The sequence below is a fragment of the Nocardia sp. CA-120079 genome, assembly GCF_050955745.1.
Classification (GTDB): Bacteria; Actinomycetota; Actinomycetes; order Mycobacteriales; family Mycobacteriaceae; genus Nocardia.
Window position 1 is genome coordinate 8,011,881 of the sequence record NZ_CP192088.1, and the last position, 21,844, is coordinate 8,033,724.

At 65.6% G+C, this 21,844-nt stretch carries 24 protein-coding genes and 2 pseudogenes; 17 read left to right on the plus strand and 9 right to left on the minus strand.

What is annotated here, in order from left to right; genetic code table 11:
* Genes ACQPYR_RS36520 through ACQPYR_RS36550 form a run of 7 tightly spaced genes read left to right on the plus strand, consistent with a single transcriptional unit; the run spans position 1 to position 6,974 of the window.
* Positions 1-246 carry a HypC/HybG/HupF family hydrogenase formation chaperone gene (locus tag ACQPYR_RS36520; protein WP_433623717.1) on the plus strand — a complete coding sequence of 82 codons (246 nt, stop codon included), beginning with the start codon at positions 1-3 and terminating at the stop codon, positions 244-246.
* On the plus strand, positions 243-2,516 hold the full coding sequence (hypF, locus tag ACQPYR_RS36525; protein ID WP_433623719.1) for a carbamoyltransferase HypF: 2,274 nt from the start codon (positions 243-245) through the stop codon (positions 2,514-2,516). The genes ACQPYR_RS36520 and hypF overlap by 4 nt, the downstream gene beginning before the upstream one ends.
* Positions 2,517-2,532: 16 nt before the next feature.
* A complete protein-coding gene (locus ACQPYR_RS36530) occupies positions 2,533-2,895 on the plus strand; it encodes a HypC/HybG/HupF family hydrogenase formation chaperone (protein WP_433623721.1) in 363 nt (120 codons plus the stop codon).
* Positions 2,892-4,004 carry a hydrogenase formation protein HypD gene (gene hypD, locus ACQPYR_RS36535; RefSeq protein WP_433623723.1) on the plus strand — a complete coding sequence of 371 codons (1,113 nt, stop codon included), beginning with the start codon at positions 2,892-2,894 and terminating at the stop codon, positions 4,002-4,004. Before ACQPYR_RS36530 ends, hypD begins: the two co-directional genes overlap by 4 nt.
* Complete coding sequence (gene hypE / locus ACQPYR_RS36540) at positions 3,997-5,085, plus strand: hydrogenase expression/formation protein HypE (RefSeq protein ID WP_433623725.1); 1,089 nt, start codon at positions 3,997-3,999, stop codon at positions 5,083-5,085. The genes hypD and hypE overlap by 8 nt, the downstream gene beginning before the upstream one ends.
* 48 nt (positions 5,086-5,133) lie before the next feature.
* Positions 5,134-6,240: a HoxN/HupN/NixA family nickel/cobalt transporter gene (locus tag ACQPYR_RS36545; RefSeq protein WP_433623727.1), complete on the plus strand. Its 1,107-nt coding sequence runs from the start codon at positions 5,134-5,136 to the stop codon at positions 6,238-6,240.
* A complete protein-coding gene (locus ACQPYR_RS36550; protein ID WP_433623729.1) occupies positions 6,240-6,974 on the plus strand; it encodes a DUF6390 family protein in 735 nt (244 codons plus the stop codon). The genes ACQPYR_RS36545 and ACQPYR_RS36550 overlap by 1 nt, the downstream gene beginning before the upstream one ends.
* A gap of 44 nt (positions 6,975-7,018) precedes the next feature.
* On the opposite strand, the gene ACQPYR_RS36555 is transcribed toward ACQPYR_RS36550, so the two are convergent.
* Positions 7,019-7,702: a TetR/AcrR family transcriptional regulator gene (locus tag ACQPYR_RS36555; RefSeq protein WP_433623731.1), complete on the minus strand. Its 684-nt coding sequence runs from the start codon at positions 7,700-7,702 to the stop codon at positions 7,019-7,021.
* A 313-nt stretch (positions 7,703-8,015) separates the two neighbouring features.
* Here ACQPYR_RS36555 and ACQPYR_RS36560 point away from each other — a divergent pair, with 313 nt between their 5' ends.
* Positions 8,016-8,573 (plus strand): hypothetical protein, encoded by a 558-nt coding sequence (locus ACQPYR_RS36560; protein ID WP_433623733.1) that lies wholly within the window; start codon positions 8,016-8,018, stop codon positions 8,571-8,573.
* A 249-nt stretch (positions 8,574-8,822) separates the two neighbouring features.
* Here the strand turns inward: ACQPYR_RS36560 and ACQPYR_RS36565 are convergent, their stop codons facing one another.
* The 3 genes from ACQPYR_RS36565 to ACQPYR_RS36575 form a co-directional block, all read right to left on the minus strand.
* Entirely contained in the window at positions 8,823-11,042 is a 2,220-nt protein-coding gene (locus tag ACQPYR_RS36565; RefSeq protein ID WP_433623735.1) for an MMPL family transporter, read from the minus strand.
* A gap of 336 nt (positions 11,043-11,378) precedes the next feature.
* On the minus strand, positions 11,379-11,576 hold the full coding sequence (locus tag ACQPYR_RS36570; RefSeq protein WP_433623737.1) for a hypothetical protein: 198 nt from the start codon (positions 11,574-11,576) through the stop codon (positions 11,379-11,381).
* A 32-nt stretch (positions 11,577-11,608) separates the two neighbouring features.
* Positions 11,609-11,878: a metal-sensitive transcriptional regulator gene (locus ACQPYR_RS36575; protein WP_063043125.1), complete on the minus strand. Its 270-nt coding sequence runs from the start codon at positions 11,876-11,878 to the stop codon at positions 11,609-11,611.
* A gap of 424 nt (positions 11,879-12,302) precedes the next feature.
* On the opposite strand from ACQPYR_RS36575, the gene ACQPYR_RS36580 reads away from it, so the two are divergent.
* Genes ACQPYR_RS36580 through ACQPYR_RS36595 form a run of 4 tightly spaced genes read left to right on the plus strand, consistent with a single transcriptional unit; the run spans position 12,303 to position 14,054 of the window.
* Positions 12,303-12,728, plus strand: a complete 426-nt coding sequence (locus ACQPYR_RS36580; RefSeq protein ID WP_433623739.1) for a hypothetical protein — start codon at positions 12,303-12,305, stop codon at positions 12,726-12,728.
* On the plus strand, positions 12,725-13,024 hold the full coding sequence (locus ACQPYR_RS36585) for an SH3-like domain-containing protein (RefSeq protein ID WP_063043123.1): 300 nt from the start codon (positions 12,725-12,727) through the stop codon (positions 13,022-13,024). Before ACQPYR_RS36580 ends, ACQPYR_RS36585 begins: the two co-directional genes overlap by 4 nt.
* Complete coding sequence (scnC, locus tag ACQPYR_RS36590; protein WP_433623741.1) at positions 13,021-13,728, plus strand: thiocyanate hydrolase subunit gamma; 708 nt, start codon at positions 13,021-13,023, stop codon at positions 13,726-13,728. The genes ACQPYR_RS36585 and scnC overlap by 4 nt, the downstream gene beginning before the upstream one ends.
* Positions 13,725-14,054, plus strand: coding sequence for a ScnB (locus tag ACQPYR_RS36595; RefSeq protein ID WP_433623743.1), 330 nt, complete (start codon positions 13,725-13,727; stop codon positions 14,052-14,054). Before scnC ends, ACQPYR_RS36595 begins: the two co-directional genes overlap by 4 nt.
* A 10-nt stretch (positions 14,055-14,064) precedes the next feature.
* Here ACQPYR_RS36595 and ACQPYR_RS36600 read toward each other — a convergent pair.
* Positions 14,065-14,393, minus strand: a pseudogene (locus ACQPYR_RS36600) (cupin domain-containing protein).
* Positions 14,394-14,984: 591 nt separating this feature from the next.
* On the opposite strand from ACQPYR_RS36600, the gene ACQPYR_RS36605 reads away from it, so the two are divergent.
* Positions 14,985-15,260 carry a response regulator transcription factor gene (locus ACQPYR_RS36605; protein ID WP_433623745.1) on the plus strand — a complete coding sequence of 92 codons (276 nt, stop codon included), beginning with the start codon at positions 14,985-14,987 and terminating at the stop codon, positions 15,258-15,260.
* Between the two features lie 108 nt (positions 15,261-15,368).
* Positions 15,369-15,695: pseudogene (locus ACQPYR_RS36610) on the plus strand (hypothetical protein); the annotation flags it as partial.
* Positions 15,696-16,115: 420 nt separating this feature from the next.
* On the opposite strand, the gene ACQPYR_RS36615 reads toward ACQPYR_RS36610, so the two are convergent.
* The gene (locus ACQPYR_RS36615; protein WP_373283277.1) at positions 16,116-16,610 is read right to left on the minus strand and encodes a MarR family winged helix-turn-helix transcriptional regulator; all 495 of its coding nucleotides are present in this window, start codon (positions 16,608-16,610) and stop codon (positions 16,116-16,118) included.
* Positions 16,611-16,764: 154 nt separating this feature from the next.
* Here ACQPYR_RS36615 and ACQPYR_RS36620 point away from each other — a divergent pair, with 154 nt between their 5' ends.
* Complete coding sequence (locus tag ACQPYR_RS36620; RefSeq protein ID WP_433623747.1) at positions 16,765-17,199, plus strand: helix-turn-helix domain-containing protein; 435 nt, start codon at positions 16,765-16,767, stop codon at positions 17,197-17,199.
* On the opposite strand, the gene ACQPYR_RS36625 is transcribed toward ACQPYR_RS36620, so the two are convergent.
* Entirely contained in the window at positions 17,179-18,408 is a 1,230-nt protein-coding gene (locus tag ACQPYR_RS36625) for a PucR family transcriptional regulator (protein ID WP_433623749.1), read from the minus strand. The genes ACQPYR_RS36620 and ACQPYR_RS36625 overlap by 21 nt on opposite strands.
* Before the next feature lie 172 nt (positions 18,409-18,580).
* Entirely contained in the window at positions 18,581-18,772 is a 192-nt protein-coding gene (locus ACQPYR_RS36630) for a hypothetical protein (protein ID WP_433623750.1), read from the minus strand.
* Here ACQPYR_RS36630 and ACQPYR_RS36635 point away from each other — a divergent pair.
* Positions 18,771-18,974 carry a hypothetical protein gene (locus tag ACQPYR_RS36635; RefSeq protein WP_433623752.1) on the plus strand — a complete coding sequence of 68 codons (204 nt, stop codon included), beginning with the start codon at positions 18,771-18,773 and terminating at the stop codon, positions 18,972-18,974. The genes ACQPYR_RS36630 and ACQPYR_RS36635 overlap by 2 nt on opposite strands.
* A 206-nt stretch (positions 18,975-19,180) precedes the next feature.
* Here the strand turns inward: ACQPYR_RS36635 and ACQPYR_RS36640 are convergent, their stop codons facing one another.
* Positions 19,181-20,602 carry a condensation domain-containing protein gene (locus ACQPYR_RS36640; RefSeq protein WP_433623755.1) on the minus strand — a complete coding sequence of 474 codons (1,422 nt, stop codon included), beginning with the start codon at positions 20,600-20,602 and terminating at the stop codon, positions 19,181-19,183.
* A gap of 219 nt (positions 20,603-20,821) precedes the next feature.
* Here ACQPYR_RS36640 and ACQPYR_RS36645 point away from each other — a divergent pair, with 219 nt between their 5' ends.
* Positions 20,822-21,838: an alpha/beta hydrolase gene (locus ACQPYR_RS36645; RefSeq protein ID WP_433635340.1), complete on the plus strand. Its 1,017-nt coding sequence runs from the start codon at positions 20,822-20,824 to the stop codon at positions 21,836-21,838.
* Positions 21,839-21,844 lie beyond the last annotated feature (6 nt).

The window sequence follows — 21,844 nt, forward strand, 5'->3', positions numbered from 1 at the left end:
ATGTGCCTGGGCATTCCGGGGCGGGTAGTGGAGATTCCGGACGGCTACCACGGGCAGATCGCCGTGGTCGAGGTGTCCGGTGAGAAGCGCAAGGTCAATATCGGTCTGCTCGACGCGGATCAGCCCGCCGCGCCGGGTGATTGGGTGATCATCCACATGGGATTCGTCATCGAGAAGACCGACGCCGATGGTGCGGAGCGAGCGATGGCCGGGCTGCGTCTGCTCGGCAGCGGAGAACAATCGTGACCGCCGACCGCGTTCGCCGCCGCCTGCTCGTGCGCGGCGTGGTGCAGGGCGTCGGGTTCCGGCCGTTCGTCTACACCACGGCCGTCGAGCTCGCGCTGACCGGCAGTGTCGCCAATGACACCGACGGCGTCGTCATCGAGATCGAGGGCGCCGAGGCGTCGGTGCGGGAGTTCATTCGCCGAGTGCACAACTCTCCGCCGCCGCTGGCCGCCGTCGTCTCGGTCGAGCAGAGTGCGGTCGATATCCGCGGCGGTACCGGATTCCGGATCGGGGACACCCGGCGCGGCGGCACCGGACGCACCCTGGCTTCACCTGATGTGGCGATCTGTACGGACTGCGCGCGCGAACTGCGCGACCCCGCCGACCGCCGCTACCGTCACCCCTTCGTCAACTGCACCAACTGCGGGCCGCGATTCACCATCATCGCGGGGCTGCCCTATGACCGCGAGCGCACGTCCATGGCCGATTTCGCCATGTGCCCGCGCTGCGCCCGCGAGTACGCCGACCCCGCCGATCGCAGGTTCCACGCCCAGCCCATCGCCTGCCCGGAATGCGGGCCAACCCTGTCCTACGCCGGGCCAGGCGATCCGGCGCGACCACTCGCCGCGGCGCGCGAATTACTTTGCGCCGGAGGCATTCTCGCGGTCAAAGGCATCGGCGGCTACCATCTCGCCTGCGACGCCGACAACGACACGGCCGTGGCCGAATTACGTCGCCGCAAGCGGCGCGGCAACAAGCCGTTCGCCGTCATGGTCGCCGACCTGAATGCCGCGGCGCGCATCGTGACCATCGACCCCACCGGTGCGGCCCTGCTGAGCGGTCCGCAGCGGCCGATCGTCCTGCTCCCGCGTGGCCAACGGCCCGTCGCCGACGCGGTCGCACCAGGCAACCCCGACCTCGGCGTCATGCTCGCCTACACCCCGTTGCATCTGCTGCTGTTCGGCCTGCCCGGCGACCCGCCCGGCCCCGACGTGCTGGTCATGACCTCCGGCAATCTCGGCGGCGAACCGATCTGCTACGACGATGCCGACGCCCGCACTCGCCTGGCCGGGCTCGCCGACGCCTGGCTCGGCCACAACCGGCGCATTCTCGTCCCGTGCGACGACTCGGTGGTGCGTGTGGTGGACGGCGCCGAGCTGCCGGTGCGCCGTTCCCGGGGCTACGCGCCGCTCCCGCTGGCGCTGCCCATCCCGGTTCCGCCGACCCTGGCGGTCGGCGCCGACCTGAAGAACACCTGCGCCGTCGCCGACGGGCGGTATGCCTGGCTCAGTCAGCACATCGGCGACATGGACGATCTGGCCACCCTGCAGGCGTTCGACACGGCGCGATCCCACCTGGAGGAACTCACTTGCGTGCACCCGACCCAGCTCGCCGCCGATGCGCACCCGGGCTACCGTTCGACCGCGTGGGCCCGGGCGAACGCAGCCGACCGACCGGTGCACACGGTGCAACACCATCACGCGCATCTGGCTGCGGTGATGGGCGAGCACGGGATCGATGCGAATGAGACGGTCCTCGGCATCGCCTTCGACGGCACCGGGTACGGACCCGATGGCGCGGTCTGGGGCGGTGAGGTGCTCGTCGCCGGATACAAGGGCTACCGGCGCATGGCGCATCTGTCCTATGTGCCGTTGGCGGGCGGCGACGTCAGCGTCCGCAAGCCCTATCGGATGGCGCTGTCGCATCTGCGAACCGCGGGCATCGAGTGGTTCCCCGGCATCGCCTCGGTCGACGCCTGCCCCGAAGCCGAGCGGGCCGTGCTCGCGCACCAATTCGACACCGGGCTCGGCTGTGCGCCCACCTCGAGCATGGGCCGGCTGTTCGACGCGGTCGCCTCCCTGGCCGGGGTGCGGCATGTCGTCGACTATGAGGCGCAGGCCGCGATCGAACTCGAGGGTCTGGCCCGCCGGGCAGGTGCGGCGGCGGGCCGGTACCGATTCACTTGGCACGACGGCGATCCGGCCCGGATCGATCCTGCCCCGGTACTCGCCGAAGTCGTCGCCGACGCGGCAGGCGGCGTACCACCCACGGTCATCGGCGCCCGATTCCACGCCGCCGTCGCCGACCTCGTGCACGAGACCGCACGGCGATTCGCCGCGCCCGAGTCGGTGATCGCGCTGTCGGGCGGTGTGTTCCAGAACGCGCTGTTGCTGTCGAGCTGTACCCGTCTGCTGCGGCACGACGGATTCCGTGTCATCAGTCATCGCAGACTGCCACCGAATGACGGCGGGATCGCGTTCGGTCAGCTCCTGGTGGCCGGTGCGGTGTGAGTGAAGGAGATAAGCGATGTGTCTTGCGGTTCCCGGAAAGGTGCTCAGCGTCAACGAACGCGACGGCACGCTGATGTCGGAGGTCGACTTCGGCGGCGTGCACAAAGACGTGTGCCTGCAATACATCCCGGACGTGGCGGTCGGCGATTATGTCGTGGTGCACGTCGGGTTCGCGATCCAACGCCTGGATGAAGAATCCGCATTGCGGACGCTGGCCGAGTTCGAACATCTCGGCGTACTGAAGGAGGAGTTCGGCGACGGTTTCGCGCTCGCGGCGAAGCAGGCCGGTGTCGACAACCCCGAAGCCCCGCAACCCGGGGCGAACACCGACGCGACCGCGCCGGGCGCAACCGTCGACGACCAGGAGGCGAAGTCATGAAATACCTGGACGAATTCAGCAATCCCGAGCTGGCGCGGCACCTGCTCGACCGTATCCGCGCCACCACCAGCAAGCGCTGGTCGATCATGGAAGTGTGTGGCGGACAGACACATTCGATCATCCGCCACGGCATCGACCAGCTGTTGCCGGATCAGATCGAGATGATCCACGGGCCCGGTTGCCCGGTGTGCGTCACCCCGCTCGAGGTGATCGACAAGGCACTGGAGATCGCCGCACGGCCCGGGGTGATCTTCTGCTCCTTCGGCGACATGCTGCGGGTACCCGGCAGTCACAAGGATCTGTTCCGGGTCAAGAGTGAAGGCGGCGACGTGCGGGTGGTCTACTCGCCGCTGGATGCGCTGGAACTGGCCAAGAACAACCCGGATCGGCAGGTGGTGTTCTTCGGCATCGGATTCGAGACCACCGCGCCCGCCAACGCGATGACGGTGTACCAGGCCCAACGGCTCGGCATCGAGAATTTCTCGCTGCTGGTATCGCACGTGCTCGTCCCGCCCGCCATCGCGGCGATCATGGAGTCGCCCAGCTGCCGGGTGCAGGGATTCCTCGCCGCCGGGCACGTCTGCACGGTGATGGGAACCGGCGAATATCCGCCGCTGGCCGAGAAATACAAGGTTCCGATGGTGGTCACCGGATTCGAACCGCTGGACATACTCGAAGGCATCCGGCGCACCGTGCTGCAGCTCGAGGAAGGACGCCACGAGGTCGAGAACGCCTATCCCCGCGCGGTCGCCGCGGCCGGGAATCCAGCCGCCAAGGCGATGCTCGAGGACGTCTTCGAGGTCACCGACCGGGCGTGGCGCGGCATCGGCGTGATCCCCCTCAGCGGCTGGCGGCTGTCGTCGCGCTACCGCGACTACGACGCCGAACAGCGTTTCTCCGTCGGCGATCTGCGCACCGCCGAGTCTTCGGTGTGCCGGTCCGGTGAGGTGCTCCAAGGCTTGATCAAACCTCACGAATGCGCCGCATTCGGCAAGGAATGCACCCCGCGAAACCCGTTGGGTGCCACGATGGTTTCTTCCGAAGGCGCCTGTGCCGCGTACTACCTGTACCGGCGTCTCGATCTTCCCGCGGAGGTCGCCCATGCGTGACACCAACGGCAGTGGGGCAGCCGCATCTGCCCCGCTCGACATCGATGGCTGGGTCTGCCCCATGCCGCTGCGCGACGCGCCCAATATCGTGATGGGACACGGCGGCGGCGGTGCGATGTCGGGCGAGCTGATCGAGCACCTGTTCCTGCCCGCATTCGGCGCGGCCGCCGACACCGAACTCGGCGATTCGGCGGTGCTCCCCCTCGGCGATGCGCGACTGGCGTTCTCCACCGATTCGTTCGTGGTCAAGCCGCTGGTGTTCCCGGGCGGCTCGATCGGTGACCTCGCCGTGAACGGCACCGTGAACGATCTGGCGATGTCGGGCGCCAAGCCGATGGTGCTCTCGACCGCTTTCATCCTCGAAGAGGGCACCGCGCTGGCCGAGATCGCTCGCATCGCCGAAGCCCTCGGCACCGCCGCGCTCGCGGCCGAGGTCCGGCTGGTCACCGGCGACACCAAGGTCGTCGACGCCGGGCACGGCGATGGCATCTTCATCAACACCGCGGGCATCGGACTGGTACCCGAAGGCGTGGACATCCGGCCCAAGCGGGCAAGGCCCGGCGATATGGTGCTGGTCAGCGGTGAGATCGGACTGCACGGTATCGCGGTACTGAGCTGCCGGGAAGGACTCGAGTTCGGCACGACACTGTGCAGCGATACCGCGCCACTGCACGGATTGGTCGCGGCCATGCTCGCCACCGGCGCCGATGTGCACGTGTTGCGCGATCCCACCCGCGGTGGCATGGGCGCCTCCCTCAACGAGATCGCCCGGGCCGCGGGCGTCGGCGTCGACCTCGACGAACGGGCGATACCGGTGCCTGTCGGGGTGCGCGATGCCTGCGGGTTGCTCGGTCTCGACCCGCTGTATGTCGCCAACGAAGGCAAACTCGTCGCCTTCGTACCACCCGCCGATGCCGACCGCGTCCTCGACGCCATGCGTGCGCATCCCCTGGGCGCCCACGCGGCAATCGTGGGTCACTGCGTTGCCGAGCATCCGGGAATGGTGGTGGCCCGCACCGCCCTCGGCGGCACCCGTGTCGTCGACCTGCCCGCAGGAGAACAGCTACCGCGAATCTGTTGAACACGGCGGTGGCTCCGCCGGACGAGTGGGAAAGATGGGACCGTGGCGATGGCGACAATCACCACGAGGCTGCGAGATGCCTGGGCCGGATTCGACCGCGTGCAGCGTCGCAGCATCCTCGGCATGGCGGCGACGATCGTCATCCTGCACATCGTGGGATGGGGGACGCTGCTTTTGCTGGTCGTGCCCGACGAGTATCTGGTCGACGGCGCGATATTCGGCGTCGGGCTCGGTGTCACGGCCTACACGCTGGGCATGCGACACGCCTTCGACGCCGACCATATCGCGGCGATCGACAACACCACCCGAAAACTGGTGGCGGACAAGCAGAAACCGATCACGGTCGGCTTCTGGTTCTCCTTGGGGCACTCCACGATCGTCTTCGTGCTCGTCGGGCTGCTGGCCTCGGGGGTTACCGCGCTGGCGCGAAACCTGGAAGACCAGGACTCGCGATTGCAGCGGTGGACCGGGGTGTTCGGCACATCGGTCTCGGGCACCTTCCTGATCCTCATCGGACTGCTGAACCTGGCCGCGCTGATCGGGATCTGGCAGGTCTTACGCGCTATGCGGCGCGGCGGCTACAGCGAAGCGCAACTCGAGCGCGCATTGGACTCGCGCGGCGTGCTGAACCGGATCTTGGCGCCGGTCATGCGCACGGTGCGCAAGCCGTGGCAGATGTATCCGGTGGGGCTGTTGTTCGGCCTCGGTTTCGACACCGTCACCGAAGTGGGTCTGCTGGTGATCGCAGGCGGCGCGGCCGCCACCGGGCTGCCCTGGTACGCGATTCTCGTTCTGCCCGTGCTGTTCTCGGCGGGCATGTCGCTGTTCGACGCGCTGGACGGTTCGTTCATGAACTACGCCTACGGGTGGGCCTTCGCCGGCCCGATCCGCAAGATCTACTACAACATGGTGGTCACCGGGCTCTCGGTCGCGGTGGCCCTGCTGATCGGTGTCCAGGAGCTCATCTCCATCCTCACCGAGAAACTCGAGGTCACCGGCGGAGTGCTCGCCTGGATCGGGGGCCTCGACCTGGCCACGATGGGCTTCATCATCGTCGGCCTCTTCGCGTTCACCTGGGCGGGCGCACTCGCGATCTGGCATTACGGCGACATCGAAAGCCGGTGGAGCACAACGCTATCGGAGGAGCCGACCTGATGGACGGTGTGGAGATGTTCGCGCGCTACGCGTACGCGCCCAACCACCTCGGATACTGCGGGCCAGAGCACACCGCGGCGCTACGTGACCGCGATGGCGAACGCGTGCGGGCGCTGGCGCGCGGCTTCTCCGGCGCATGGCCGTACCTGCGGGCCATGTCGCGCCTGACCGGCGTCACCGATCCGCTCGACGAGCGACTGGTGGCGTCCTATTGGCTGGGTGGCGGCATCGGCGGCGAACTCGACGGTCCCGAATTCCTGGCCGAGTTGCTGGGACTCATCGCCCCGATCGCGGGTGTGTACTGGCCCCATCTGGGGCCCGCCCTCGCGCCGGAGGCGGCCGCGAACCACAGCTTCCACGTCTTCGGCGTCTACCCGTGGACCAGGCTGCTGCCCGTCGCCGGCGGCGACCAGCCCTTGGAAATCCTCGACAACTGCCGCATCACCGCCGCGACGGTACTGGATCGCCACCGCGACGACCTCACGGTCGGGATCAGCCGATTGCGCTGGGACGGCGCACGCCTGTCACTGTCGGAAACGACACGGCGAACCATTCCGGTGTGGACCGACGGCTACGCCGCGCTCCCTGACGCGGCGCCGGGCGACGAAATCGCGCTGCACTGGGGACAACCGTGCGGGCGGTTGACCGCCGAGCAAGTCGACGACCTCACCGAAAGCACGGAACGTCAACTGCGCGTGACGAATCAACGTTTGGCGGCCATCGACGGCCCATAGCACAGCAGGTCAGTTCGGCTGAGGACTCTTGCGAAGGATGGTCATCACTCCGAGGCGGCCTTCGGGGTGGCGGTGATGATCTCGAGTACCGCTGCGACCAGTGGGCCGTCGGGGTCGCACAGCAGCGGCAGCGCCGCGCGATTCGACAAGAGAGAACCGAGAGTCAGGTCAACCAGTTCGGCACCGACCTGCGCGGCGGATCTGCGCCCTTCCGGCTCGAACCACGTCCACGCCCACTGCGCGGAACCGAAGATGAGCAGGCTCCGGATGCTGGTATCGACAGCACGGAACTCACCCGAGGCAATGCCCGCATCGACCACGCTGTGCAGGATTCCGATGTAAGCCCTGCGCAGCTTGCGCCCCTCGGAAGCTTCATCCTCCTGCGCGAACCGCGCGACCTCACGCTGGAACGCGACGGTCCGATTCCGATCGTGCACCTGATAGAGGATGGCCGCGTGCAATAGCCCGGCAAGCTGCTCGGTCGGCGTGGCGAACTTCGACACAATCCGCTCGGCCTCATCGATCCGCTGCCGCATGTAGGAGACATGCAGAGCGTCCAACAACCGCGCCTTCGTGCCGTAGTGGTGCACGATCAGGCCCTGAGAGATGCCCAATTCGCTTGCGACACCACTGAAGCTGGTTCCGTCGTAGCCCTTCTCGGCGACATGGCGCGTGAAAATGTCGAGAATCGCGCCCGACTTGCCGGGTCCCGTCGCACGCTCACCCACGGATCCCACCCCTCCTCGGCCAAATTTCCGGAAACTCTAGCACCCGCCGACTGCTCGACCAGTCGTTGACTGAGTACGCAGTCAGTATTAGCATAAGCGCCGAGACGCAGCGCCGCACTCGCCGCATCATCCATTCATCTCGAAATAGTCGAGCAACAACCTATGATCCAGCACGCCCACACCACCGAGGCCGTCATCGAACGACGAGCCTCCGAACAGTTCCCATGACCAGCATCCGCGATAGCGCCGCGCGCATCGCCCGAGGCCGCGACCACTACGTCAGCCTCTGCCGCAGATGGTGGTCAGCAGCGCCGTGAGCACTATGGACGCGGATATAGCGGCACCAGGGGATAGTGCGATCGATGCGGCATCGGTGCTTTCGCCGGATCAACTGTTGGCCGCGATCGCGGGCCGTCTCACCGAGCCGTTCCCGATGATCGCGTGGGCCAGAGAACTCGGCGATCTGCACGCCGCCCTGATTTCGGCGGTTTTGAATCCGCAACGGCATGCACCCGAAGTCACCGAGACGGCCCTGCATGCGGATATCGCGAAGGTCATCGACAAGATCAACTCTTGGGCCGCGTCCTACGTCCGTCACAGCCGGTGCGCCCGCCGCCACACCCACACCTTCGGTGAGGTGATCAGTCATGTCGCGAAGACCTATGCCGAGGCATGGTGGACGGTGCTGCACGCCGACTGCGAGGAGCTCCGGCACTCGGCATGGGTCCATCTCAGCGAGGTCCGTGACGGCTACGAGCACCTCATCGGCGATATCCGGGCAGGCCGCGTCCAACTCCCACTCGGCTGGCGCGGCATCCGACATACCCGACAGACCGACACCGACGACGTGGCAGTCCAAGCCGAGCAGTAGCAGGCGGCCGAACGTCGGCGCGGCGTGCGGGAATCCCAGTAACGTGCCGCCTGATCACCGCGCTCCCGAGCAGCACGACGCCGACAGCACGGTCCGAAGCGCTGGCGTGCGCAGAGAGGGATACCTGCCTCCGGTTGTCTGCCCAGGTCTCTCGCATTGACCGCGAACCCGGCAATGCATTTCGGCAGCGGCGCCAGCCGGGCCGGCTCACGAGATCTCCCGTAGTGCCGCGAGCGGGCATAGCGGGCATCACGACACCCCGGTAATATCCTGCGGCACTTGGGATTCGGCGTCGTGACCGAATCGGCGTTCGAGTTCGACACCCTCGATGTCGAGGTCGGGGACATAGCGCGCGAACCAGCGCGGGTGGTACCACATGCGGTCTCCGATGATGGCCATGACCGCGGGTACCAGGGTCAGCCGGACGATGAAGGCATCGAGCAGGACACCGACCGCCAGGGTGAACGCCAACGGTTTGACGATCGGATTGTCGGTGGTGGTGAAGGCGACGAATACCGCGCACATGATCAACGCCGCGGCGGTGACGACGCGCGCGGAGTGCGCGACGCCGTTCTGCACCGAACTGATCGCCTCGCCGGTGCGCGAGTACTCCTCCTTGATCCGGGAGACGACGAAGATCTGATAGTCACTGGACAGGCCGAAGATGATGGCCAGGGTGATGATCGGCAGGAAGCTTAGCGTCTGCGCCTTGGTCACATCGAAAAGGCTTGCACCCCAGCCCCATTGGAATACAGCCACCTGTGCGCCGAGGGCGGCGAAGACCGACAGGATGAACCCGACGATCGACGACAGCGGGACCAGAATCGTGCGGAACGCGATCGTGAGCAATACCAACGCCAGACCCACGACGACCGCGAGGAAGATGGGCAGCGCCTTGGCCAACTGGTTCGAGGTGTCGATGTTCGCTGCCGTCGTGCCACCGACGAGATAGGTTGCGCCGGTACCGCTTTCGATGCTGTCGCGATCGTCACGCAGCCGGTGCACCAGATCGGCGGTCGCGGAGTCGTTGGGACCGGTCTTCGGGATGACCTGGATCAGCAGCAACCCGTTGTCGGAACCGGCGGGCTGGACGGCGGCGACATCGGACACCTGCCGCAGTCGGCCCATCAGTGTTTGTGCGGCGTCCGGGCTGGTAACGGCCGACAGGTCGGTGACAACCAGCAGGGGTCCGTTGAAACCGGGGCCGAACGACCCGCTGACGATGTTGTACGCCTTGCGGGCGGTGCTCGACTCCGATTGCGTTTCACCGCTGGGCAGTCCGAGGTCCATGCGCGTGGCCGGGATGGCCAGTACGGCGAGAACGGCGATACCGAGAACCAGCATCGGGATCCGGAATCGGGTGACGAATCGGCCCCACGCGTGCCCGAATGTGCGTTCGGGCTCGTAGGCGGCGATGCGCGCGACCTCCTCTGGCTTACCCGGATGCAGCGGCGGCGAGATGAACTTGGCGACCATATCGCCGGCGAAGCCCAGTAGCGCGGGCAGCAGTGTCAGTGCGACCAGCATGGCGACCAGCACCGCACCCGCCGCGGTCAGCCCCATGACGGTGAGGAAGGGAATGCCCGCGACTGCCAGGCCGCACAGTGCGATGATCACGGTTATCGCCGCGAACACGACCGAACTGCCCGCGGTTCCGACCGCGAGCGGAATCGACTCGGCCGCGGCCATTCCCAGCACCATCTGGTGCCGATGCCGGGACAGGATGAACAGCGCGTAGTCGATGCCGCAGGACAGACCGAGCATCAGCGCCAGCGACGTCGCCGCCGAGGCCACGTCGACGAAGGCGGCCACGCCCAGAATCCCGGTGAGCCCGATACCCACCCCCACCAACGCGGTAATGATGGGCAGTCCGGCGGCGACCACCGCACCGAAGGTGATCAGCAGAATGATGAATGCCGCGACGATGCCGAGAATCTCCGGGGTGTGCGGAATCTCGGCCGTGAAGCCCGGATACACCGCACCGGAGAATTCCACTGTGAGACCGGCATCGCGAGCCGAGTCGGCAATGCGATCCACCTCGTCGAGGGTGTCCTCGCCGACCTCACCCGCCGACACCGAGAACTGCACGCTGCCCAATGCCACACGCTGATTCGGCGACACCGCCTGCGCCTGGAACGGATCGACGACCGCCACGACCTGCGGCAATCCCTTCAACCCCGCCATCACCTGTTCGATCTCGCCGGTCACTTGCTGGTCGGTCACCTTGGCCATGGCGGGGGTTTCGAAGACAACCTGCATCTGCGCGCCACTGAACGCGGGCATCCGCTGCCGCAGCAATGACACGGCATCCTGCGACTCGGTGCCGGGAACGGTGAAGTTGTCGTTGGTCTTACCACCGGCGCCGACGGCGAAACCGATCGCGCCGACCAGCAGGACGATCCACAGTGCCAGCACCCACCAGCGGCGACGCGCTACGACCTGACCGAGGGCGAACAGATACCGGGACATACGGGTCCTCTCACCGAGCCACCGATTGACACATCAGCAAAGCGATCACGCACAACACCGGTACGATAACACGGCAATTGACGATTTCCTCATAAACGCGGTAATAGTCAGCAACCCGAATGTGCCATCGGGACAGGTCTCAGAGCGCCGCGTCGTCGAGTCCCATATTGCGGTGGCGTCGATATCGGAAATGACTGCCCAGTCGGCTCCGAGACCGGGCAGGACGGTCATAAGAATTCGGCCCCACCCGCCGTAGGCCACGGATGCCGCCGAAGCAGAATCCGCTGTGGCACGAGTTGTGCTGTGCGAGTGGCGATTCAGTTGGTTGCCGCCGTCTCAACCGACCGCGACCGGCTCTTCGGTCGCATTCGAAACTCGACTAGCGGTGGCACGCCGCCGCTGCCCTGGGAGCAGCAGCGCGACACCGAGGGTGCCGACTGCGAGCACGATCGCCGCGATCAGGCCGGTGTGCGAAACCGCGTGGGCGAATGCGGCATCCGCGGCGGACACCAGTTGTGCGGCCTGATCGTGCATTCCGGCCGCGTCGATGCGTTGTAATCTTCGGGTCAGGCCAGAGCCAGGAACAGCTTTTCGAGTTCGTCGACGGTCATGGGTTCCGAACCTTCGGGCGTTTCCCGGGTCAGGCATTCGCGCAGGCCGCTGGCGACTATCTTGAAGCCCGCGCGGTCGAGCGCACGGGATACCGCGGCGAGTTGGGTGACGACGTCTTTGCAGTCGCGGCCCTGTTCGATCATCGAGATCACGCCCGCGAGTTGTCCGTGTGCGCGGCGCAGGCGGTTGAGCACCTGGGCGATGCTTTCCTCGTCACCAACCATGAGAATCGTCTCCTTCGATCGAATCACCCAGTATACCCGCTGGGGTATATGCGGGTTTCCGGGGTCAGTGCGAGAAGCTGATGTCGGGCAGCACCTTCCGCAGCCAGGCTGGTGAGCACCAGGCCGCATGACCGGTCAGGCGGTGTCAACGTGCCATTTGCCCGAAATGCGGTAAGCCCGCCTATCGAGGGTGCGCCCGAGCTGCGGTGCGCGTGTACCGCCCCGGCCCCGCGTCCGAGCAGGTCATGGCGGCCTTTCGGGTGACACGGCGGGCAGCGGCGGCTTCAATTGAACGATCTTGACGTGTAGCCTTGTCAGTCGGATCAATGCAATTTGAATAGGGGCTCGCGCCCCGCAGCCTGGTGTGCGCCGTATGCGATCACTCGGCCCGGGGGAACATCGGATCCGTCACTACGGAGACCTCATGAGTTCACCGAATCGATTCGACGAAGTTCAAACTCGCGTAGCAGATCTCGCTCCCGTCTTCCGCAAACCGCTGGACTCGCCGTACGAGATCTCGAACGAATTGTTCGCCGCACTCCGACACGTCCTGCACGACGTGGGCGGGCAGCCGGATGTGCCGGTCGAGTACCGCGAAAAAGATGAAGAACCCTGGGAGATGAACACCTACGTCACCTGCGAATGCCTCGGCTGGCGTGGCGTGTGGAATTCCGAGGAGCGCCGACGAGCCGAGAACGACCTCGGCGCGACGCTGTACTTCGGCCTGCCCTATTACGCGCGGTGGGCGACTGTCGCAGCGAAGGTTTTGATCAATAAGGGTCTGATCACCCCGGACGAACTGTCCGCGAAATTGGACGAGGTACGCGCACGGCTGGAGGCGCGGCAATGACCAGGAAATATGCAATCGGCGATCGCGTCCGAGTTCGAAACGCGACGTCGATGTTCCACACTCGCACCCAGGCCTACACCCGTGGTCGAACGGGCGTCGTCGTCGAATACCGGCCCGAATGGGTGATTCCGGAAGATGAAGCGTGGGGACGCGAGGACGGTCGCTTCGAACCGTTCTACGTCGTGCGATTCCGCCAGACAGATCTTTGGCCCAAATACACCGGCTTCGATGTCGACACCCTGGAGACCGAGGTCTCCGAGCGCTGGCTCGAGCCCGCAGAGGAGGATGCCAAGTGAGCCAGACCCATGATCACGGGGCGCATGCGCCGATCCAGACGAGCTCGCAGATCAGCGAGTTCGAGATCCTGGAGACCGCGGTTCGCGAGCTCGCCATCGAGAAGGGCCTGTTTTCGCAAGAAGACCACCGGCGGTTCTCCGAATGGGCGGAATCGGTCGGGCCACACGGCGGATCGAAACTGGTCGCGAAGGCGTGGACGGATCCCGAGTTCAAGGCGCGCCTGCTCGCCGACGGCACCGAGACGTGCAAGGAGGTCGGCATCGACTGGCGCGACCCGACCGGGTCCGGGACGCCGAGCGACTACACCTATTTCTACGTGCTGGAGAACACGCCCGAGGTGCACAACGTGATCGTCTGCACGCTGTGTTCGTGCTACCCGCGGCCGGTTCTCGGTATGTCGCCGGACTGGTACCGCACCCCCAATTACCGTCGGCGCCTGGTGCGTTGGCCGCGTCAGGTGCTCGCCGAATTCGGCCTGCATATCCCGCCCGAGGTCGAGGTCCGGGTGCACGATTCCAACCAGAAGTCCCGGTTCATGGTGATGCCGATGCGCCCGGCGGGCACCGAGGGCTGGACGGAGGAACAGCTGGCGGCCATCGTCACCCGGGACACGATGATCGGCGTGGCCGTGCCGCAGGTCGACTGGACCGCGCAGGCGCCGCCGGACCAGGTCGAGGCCGCCTCGGGAAGGAGCGGCCGGTGACAAGCAGCCCTTACGACGTGCTACTGCGCACCCTGGATCCGCGGTCGCGGCGGGAGAACGCGCTGCCCGAACTCGATCGCAAGCCCGCCCCATGGGAGTCGAGCATGCAGGCGACATGCGAATGCCTGTCCTGGCGCGGCGCATTGGACAGCCTGGAACGCCGCCATGCCGAGGATGCGCTCGGTGAGACGATGTACCACGACTTTCCCGTACACACCCGATCGGTCGTCGTGACGGCCCACACGCTGATGGATCGTGGAGTGATCGTCCCGGATGAGTTGCGCGCCCGAATGGACGCGGTCCGGGAGCGGTTCAACCGCGAGTGACTCGACGGCGTCAGCCCTCGGGGTAGAAGAGGAACATGTGCAGCCGGTGCTCGACTGCGGGATGTGTGACGATCCGGCCGGAGCGTGGATGAACGATCCGGCCGGGTAGTCGCGGAATCCGTCGTTGAACGTGCCGGATACTACGAAAACCTCCTCCGGTCCGGGTTCGTGCAGATCGATGCCCTCCCACGCGGTGCCCGGATCCATTTCCAGCACATACGCTTTCGCGCCGCTCGCCCCATGCCACAGCGCTCGGGCGCGAATGCCGGGAAACAGCTCGCGCACAGGTGAATCCGCGACGGTTGTCCACTCGTATCCGGGGAACTCGGTGATCTCCATATCTCTACAACTGCCGGTTTGGGCCGCACTATTCCGCTGAGCAGCCCTGGACCCGCAACACAACTTCACAGCAGCGGCACGATCCCACACCGGATTCGCCCAGCCACGCAACAGTTTCGCCGTCGACAACCGCTCCCGCCGGGATGTCGTGCGAACGACGGATATTCGGCGAACTGTCGGCTTGGCATCGTTGACAGCGGATGTTCGACAACGAACTGTGGGAGGAAAAGTGTTGGGCAAGGCGGGAATTCGATATTCCGGTGCGCGTAGTGCGGTCGCGGCTGTGGCGCTGGCGGCGGCGGTGGTCCTCGCGGGTTCGGCGGGTGTGTCCGCGAATCCGGCGCGTCGCCACCCGCGCGCCCCATCCGCTCAGCAAGATCTTGCCCAGCACACCGTTCGGTTTGGCTGATTTTGCCCGGGGGATCGAGCCCGAGCCATTCTGTGCCGATCGCCGCGAGTAGCCGCGTAACTACGCAGCAACCGTGTTTCGATGGGTGGGAGAACATATGCAGGACAAGGTGATTGCGCCGCAGGCAACGGTCGGGGACCGAACATCCTGTCCCCACCCGAGTTCGGCGAGAGGAAGCATCCGTGCTCACCTTCACTGGTCATACGTCCATGCCGCGAACAGCGCACAACTTCGTTCCGTCGCTCAGTCCGCGCGAGCGCGAAGTGCTGCGAGCCTGGATCCTCAGCGATTCCAAAACCGAAGTGTGCCAACAGCTCTACATCTCCGCCGGTACGGTCAACACCCACCTCGCACGCATCCGCGACAAGTACCATGCGGCCGGCCGACCGGCGTCGACCAAGGCCGCATTGCTGGCGCGCGCACTGCAGGACGGGCACATCGGCCTGAACGAGCTCTGAGCGATTCACCAGCGAGACCGATGCAGATAGCAACTGTTGCATACTGCGCTGGTCCGGTAGCGTCTCGGACTCGTGGCATCGAGTGCGGCGGTCGGATCACCGAGGGATGTGTATCGATGGGGAACGATCACCGGGGTCGGTGTGGTCCTTGGCTATGCGGCGGTGCTGCTGGCGAATGGCCGGCACTTCTATACCGATGACACCGAATCCCAGTACGGGCCGATGTGGGTCATGCTCGGTCGGCAGCTGCGGGAGGGGCGGTTTCCCGCACTGGTGCCGTGGGAGTGGATGTCGGGCAACTATGCGCCGGAAGAAGCCGGAATCTACAATCCGCCGCAGTTGCTGGTCGACCTGATCGCGCCGTCGGTCGACAACCTCGCGCTGTTCGTCACGGTGGTGAAACTGGTCTTCTCGATCATCCTGGTCTTCTCGATCATCGCCTCGACCCGTAATGGACTGATCGCCGATGCCGAAGGCGTGGACGCGAGTTCGGTGTCACGCGACAGTGTCACCAGCCGGATCCGGGTCACCTCTCCCGGCGGCGGACGTGTCGTCTTCGCTCGCCTCGGCTGGCCGGGTTATCGAGTTACCCTGAACGGCACCGATATTCCGTTCACGACGGTGTCGGGGACCTTCATCGCCGTCGACATCCCGCCGAATACCGACAACGCGGAATTGCTCCTGTCGTGGCGGCCACCCGTGTGGAAGATCAGCAGTGCGACGGCACTTGCCGGACTCGCCGGGCTGGCCGCCTTGCAGTGGGCTCATGTCGGGCCCAGGCGTCGATTCCCGGCCGAAGTGCCCGATCCCGATGAACCCGAGCGCGAGCCGGAACTGGTTGCCGCACGCGGCTGACTAGAGCGGATACGCCTGTAGCCCCTTGGCGGCTCCGCACTCCTCCCCCGCGGTGGTGAACGCGGTCAGCGCTCGCACCAGCCCCTGCCGCTGAGCGGCGGGCATGGTCTGTACGACGCGGGCGATTTCCGCGCGACGGCGCGCGGTCACCTCGGCGACGACGTGACGCCCATGCTCGGTGAGATCGACGATCTGCTCGCGACGAGACTGCGGATTGGGTTGCCGGGTAAGCAATTCCGCGGATACGAGTCGCTCGACCATCCTGGTCGCGGTCGAAGGCTGCACATCCAGTTGCTGCGCCAAGGTGGCCAGATTGCTCGGGCCTTGCGTTGCGAGGATCACCAGAGTACGGAACTGCGGCAGCGTGATCGTGTCGTCGACGTGCGCGATCGAGCGGGCCGAGATGGCCATGAGCAGGCGGGACGCGGTCAGCAATGCGTCGGTGACCTCGTCGACCGAGTCCGATGGTGTCGAGCGGGCTGACGTCGCCATCATCCTCCTCCGTCGGTGCGACGTAAGGACCTTACCCGCTAGCTCGATCTTGCGGGCCGGGGCGTGCAACGCATCGACGTCGCCCGAGTGGTCCGCGAGCGGGCACGGTAACCTGCGAGGCCGATGTTTCGATCAGCGAAGAAGATGGGCACCTCAGATGGCTGATTTCGCCGAGCGGTTGAACAAGCTATTCGAAACCGTGCATCCCCCGGGCCGCCGCTCGCATACCAACGCGGAAGTCGCCGACGCGTTGACGAACTCCGGCTACCCGATCTCGAAACCCTATCTGTCCCAATTGCGTTCGGGACAGCGCGCCAACCCTTCCAACGAGACCATGGCCGCCCTCGCCAAGTTCTTCAAGGTCAAACCGGACTACTTCTTCAACGACGTCTATGCCGCCAAAATCGACCACGACCTGGAACTGCTGTCTCAGCTCCAGGGCTACCACCTGCGCCGACTATCGAGCCGGGCTTTCGACCTTTCCGAGGAGTCGCAGAATCTGCTCGCCACCATGGCGGAGAAGCTTCGGGCGAGCGAAGGACTACCGGCCGCGCCGTCGGACACCGGCGACTCAGGAGTCGACCAGGCATAACGCGACGCCCAGTGGTTGGCTCGATGGAAAGTCGGCGAAGGTGCAGGCGACCAGACTCGATCTCAGATACCAAGCGTCGGTGGCGTTTTCGGGATCTAGTCCGGTCAATTCGGCGATTCTGATGAGGCGGCGGCGGACGGCGCTGGTCGAGACGCCGAGTCTGCGGGCGGTCGGCGCGCGTTTGCCTTGCGCGGCGAAGTAGGTGCGAAGGGTGTCGAGGAGTCCGGGCTCGGCCCGCAGTGGATCGAGGATCGCGCACAGGTGCAGGTAGCCGGGACCCGGCTGGATCAGTTGGTACTCATGTGCCAGATCTTCGAACCGGTGCAAACCGGGTCCGCGTCCCAGGCGCAGGGCGAGGTCGAGCAGTTTGTGCACGCGGTCGGCGGCGTGCCGAATCCGGCTGCGCGGCGATACCGTGAACGTCGCGGTTATCGGTGCGGCAGCGGCGCGGGTCAGCCGAGCGACCAGGTTGTTCAGCCGTTCTTCGAGATCGGCCGCGAATTCCGTTGGGATCAGGATGGTTCCGCCGTCGACGCTGAGCATCGATAGCACCCGGCATTCACGAATGGTCGCCAGCTCGGCTTGGACGCGCCGCAGCTTGCGGCGCGCGACCACCCGGGAATCGAGTCGACGATCGTTCTCGTCGGGATGCGGCCCCAGCGCGACCGCGACCACGAAATAGGACCGCGAAAGTTCGGTGCCGCATCGGTGTGCCATCGTCGGATCCGGTTTTCCGGCCAGCAGCGCCGAGACCAGCGTCTGCGCGGCGACTCTGTGATCACCGGTCATGGCACGCACTTCGCCGACGTACCCGCGCAATACCGCGGTCGAAAGTGCCTGTGTCGCTTGGATGAGCCGGGCACCGTCGGTGTAGCACCCCTGCCGAACCGACCGCGGCCCAACGGATGCGACGAGTTCGAAACCGGCTTTGATACCGGCATGCATGACGTGCTGGATCAGCGCGATCGGCAACTCCCGATCCGCCATTCTGGCCGCGATGGCCTCGAGCCGGGCGACGGTTCGCTCCGGTACCGGCCTGCCCGTGCGAATCGCGGCGGTGAGCCCTTCCAGGCCACAGCGTGCGACCGTGATCAGGTCGCGGTGGACCGCACCATCGAGCCCTTCGGCCGGTGCGCTTTCGAGACGGTTCACGATCGCGCGCGACAATGCCGCGAAATTCGGCTCGATCGAATCATTCGTGGCCGTCATGGCATTTCCCCGTTCGACTACACCGCCGATCGGTCACGCTACGACAGATTATCGGCGTGTGACACACACCTGGCGGTCGATGGTGAAGCGACACAGAACCTTCGGCGGATTTCGATGACACGCACCGAGCCGACGCTCACTCGGTCAGGCGGCTTCGAACAGCGGTGTGTCTCTACCAACCGAAAAGCAAGTGTTCGACTGCGGCGGAGGCGATTTCGTCGGTGACCGGCACCGGGGGCAGCGCCGACATTGCGGGGCGGTGGGCCAGGGAGACGGTGCTCGTTGTGCGTCGCCAGGTCGCGCCGTCGGGGCGGTATTGGATCAGCCCGCGGCCCGAGTCGCGAATGCCGAACCGGTCGAGCATGGTTGCGACGATCTGGCGGCTCATGGCGGCCGGCTCGTGGGTGCGGCTGCAGCACCTCCGCAAGTTCGGGGGCCAGCGCGGTGAGCAATGGACGCGCCACCAGTTGGGTGACGCGCCCGCCACCGTCGGCGTCCTCGAATGGATCGGTAGCCAGAGGCCGCCGATAGAAGCCTTTGACCAGCTTCAATTGCTCGTCGAATAGCAGCGGCGCCACCGGTGCTCGTATGTCTCATCGGTGAATCCCTTTCCTCGAAGACCGCGGGGATGTCAGATACCCGGGTCGAGCACGTTGGTGATCAGCTGCGGCCAGGTTTCGGCCCAGGGGCGGATGATGTGGTCACAGCGCCAGATGACGATCTCGCGGTCGATACCGGAAATCCGAGTCGGACAACGCGCAAAGCCGGACGGTCATGACAAGACGTCGACGCGCACGGCATAGTCACCGTCCGCGACCACCGCGGTAATGACCGCGGTCAGGGCCTTCGCATACCGGTCGATCGACGCGTGTGCCTGCGGGGTGTCCGGAAACATCAGGCTCAACGTGGTGACATCGTTGAACCGGTTGATCCAGAGATAGACCTCGCTCGCGCCTGCCCGATTCCCGTACAGACCGCCGTTGATCCGATCGAACATTTCCGCGCCCGCCATTCTGCGGACATCGACATACGACAGCATCGGCGCGGCCCAACCCGGCTTCGTCCGAATGCCCAGATCCGGCGTGACCAACTCGAGCACCCGGTGCGGGGAAATATCGGTCAGCTCCTTGGCGCGCTCGGTCGCGTCCTGGACCGAGGCGACCAGGGAGGTGAACGTGTCATCCGGCCGGATCGCCGCGGTGACCGGAATGAGGTTGGTGTACCAGCCCACCGAGGTAGCCTCGCCGGGGGTGGCGCGGGTATTGGCCGGGGTGAGTCCGAAATACCGATCCCGACCGGTCAATTCGAGCTCCGCCATGGCGAGCACGGTGAACAGTCCACCGCTGAATCGGCCTCCGTGGTCCTGGCAGACCTGCTCGAAGCGCAATGCTTCGGCCTCGCTCATCAGCGGCAGCGTCACCTGCGCACCCCGGATGTGCCCACCACCGGTCAGTCCGAGATCCAGTGGAAACGACGGCATATCACCGTCATTGAGGTACAGCAACTCGACCCAATGCCGGATCTGCGGTGACGCGAGCGTGAGTCGTTCATTGATCCCGCGTTCGCGCGCACAGTATGCGAGGTGACCGTCGACGGGCGCGGAAGGCACTCGGCCGCCGGATAATTCGTTGCCGTACAGCGTCAGCAGATCCACACACGACAGTGCCTGCGCAACCCCGTCGGTATGCAGATGATCCACGGCGGCGTACATCGTAAACGAATCACTGTGATCGATCACGCCGAAGCTGAAGCAATCCCATTCGAACGGACCCGGCGTTTCGGCCTGTACCCGCTCGCGAATCGCGTCGCTGTCGGTGAATTCACCATGGTCGGTAGCGACGAATTCGATATCCTCCGGCCACGCCACATGCCGCACGATCCGGCCGTCGGCGGTAAACGAAAACCAGCTCCAAAACGTGTCGTGCCTGCGCAGGAATGCATTGCACGCGCGGGTCAGCGCATCGTGGACCGGAGCGCCGGGAATATCGAAGGCAATCATGCACAATCGCGAAGCTCGAACGCCCGCATCGGCATTGCGATACGCGGTCCGCAGATACGCCTCCTGCTGGTAAGAGGGGCCTGTCGCGTGTATCGGGGCGGTCCGCACCGCCGCCCGCGAGTTCGGCGACGCCGTCCATGCGGTGAGCCGACCGCCCTCGGGATGCCATTCATCGAAGAAACCGAAATTGACCAACGGATGCCCTCAATTCGTGAAACCAGAAGAATCTCAGTCAACGGCATGCATTGCCCGTCGACCATGGCCGAGCTCGAACTTTGTGATGTTCCCCAGCAGCAATGGATTTCGCCGAAAGATCGTCCAAACAACCTTATCCACCACGGTAATTGCCGACTATCGTGGCGACGGCATCGGGTAGTGGAAAGGAAGAGTCGAGTGCGAACCGCGACAGGGCTGATGGCGCTCATCTGCGCAGTGAGTGTGGCCGCCGTGCCCGCGACCGCACGCTCGGACCCCAGCGGCCCGATCACGGTCGCCGCGGCCATCGCCGCCGCTCGCCCCGCCGCCGACGGCTCCTCCCTCGTCGACATGGTCGAGCACCTGGACGGCATGTTCGACCTGCGCGTGCACTCGACCGCGATGGATACCGATATCCTCGTCAAAGTGCTTGGGGCACCGGATAGTTCGCTGCCGACACCGACCCTGTACCTGCTCAACGGCGCCAGCGGTGGCGCGGATGCCAGCAGTTGGCCCGAACAGACGGATGTCGTCGATTTCTTCCGCGACGAACAGGTCACGGTCGTCACCCCGATGGGTGGCAATGGCAGTTACTTCACCGATTGGCGCGACGACGATCCGATCCTCGGCCGCCAACGCTGGACCACCTTCCTGACCCAGGAACTACCGCCGATCATCGACTCGGCCTTCAACGGCAGCGGCGCCGATGCGATCGCGGGGATCTCCATGGCCGCAACATCGGTATTCCAGCTCGCGCTCGCGGCACCCGGACGCTACCGCGCGATCGGCTCCTACAGCGGTTGCGTGCAGACCAGTGACCCGCTGGGCCAAGCCATGATCGGTGCCGTCGTGCTGCGGTGGCGGGGCAATCCGATCAATATGTGGGGGCCGCCCAGCGATCCGGCCTGGGCCGCCAACGACCCCTATGTGCGTGCCGAAATGCTGCGCGGCACAGCCATTTACGTCTCGACCGGCACAGGCGTACCCGGACCGCTCGATACCCTCGACGGTCACGGCATCCGCGGTAACAGTGGCAAACTCGTCAGCCAGCTCGTCAACGGCGGTGTGCTGGAGGCCATCACCAACCAGTGCGCGCACGCACTGCGCGACCGCCTCCAGCAGCTCAACATCCCCGCCACCTTCGACCTGCGCCCGGCCGGCACCCACTCGTGGGGCTATTGGCAGGAAGATCTGCACAAGTCGTGGCCGATGATCCGCGACGCGCTGAACGGGTAGCGCACC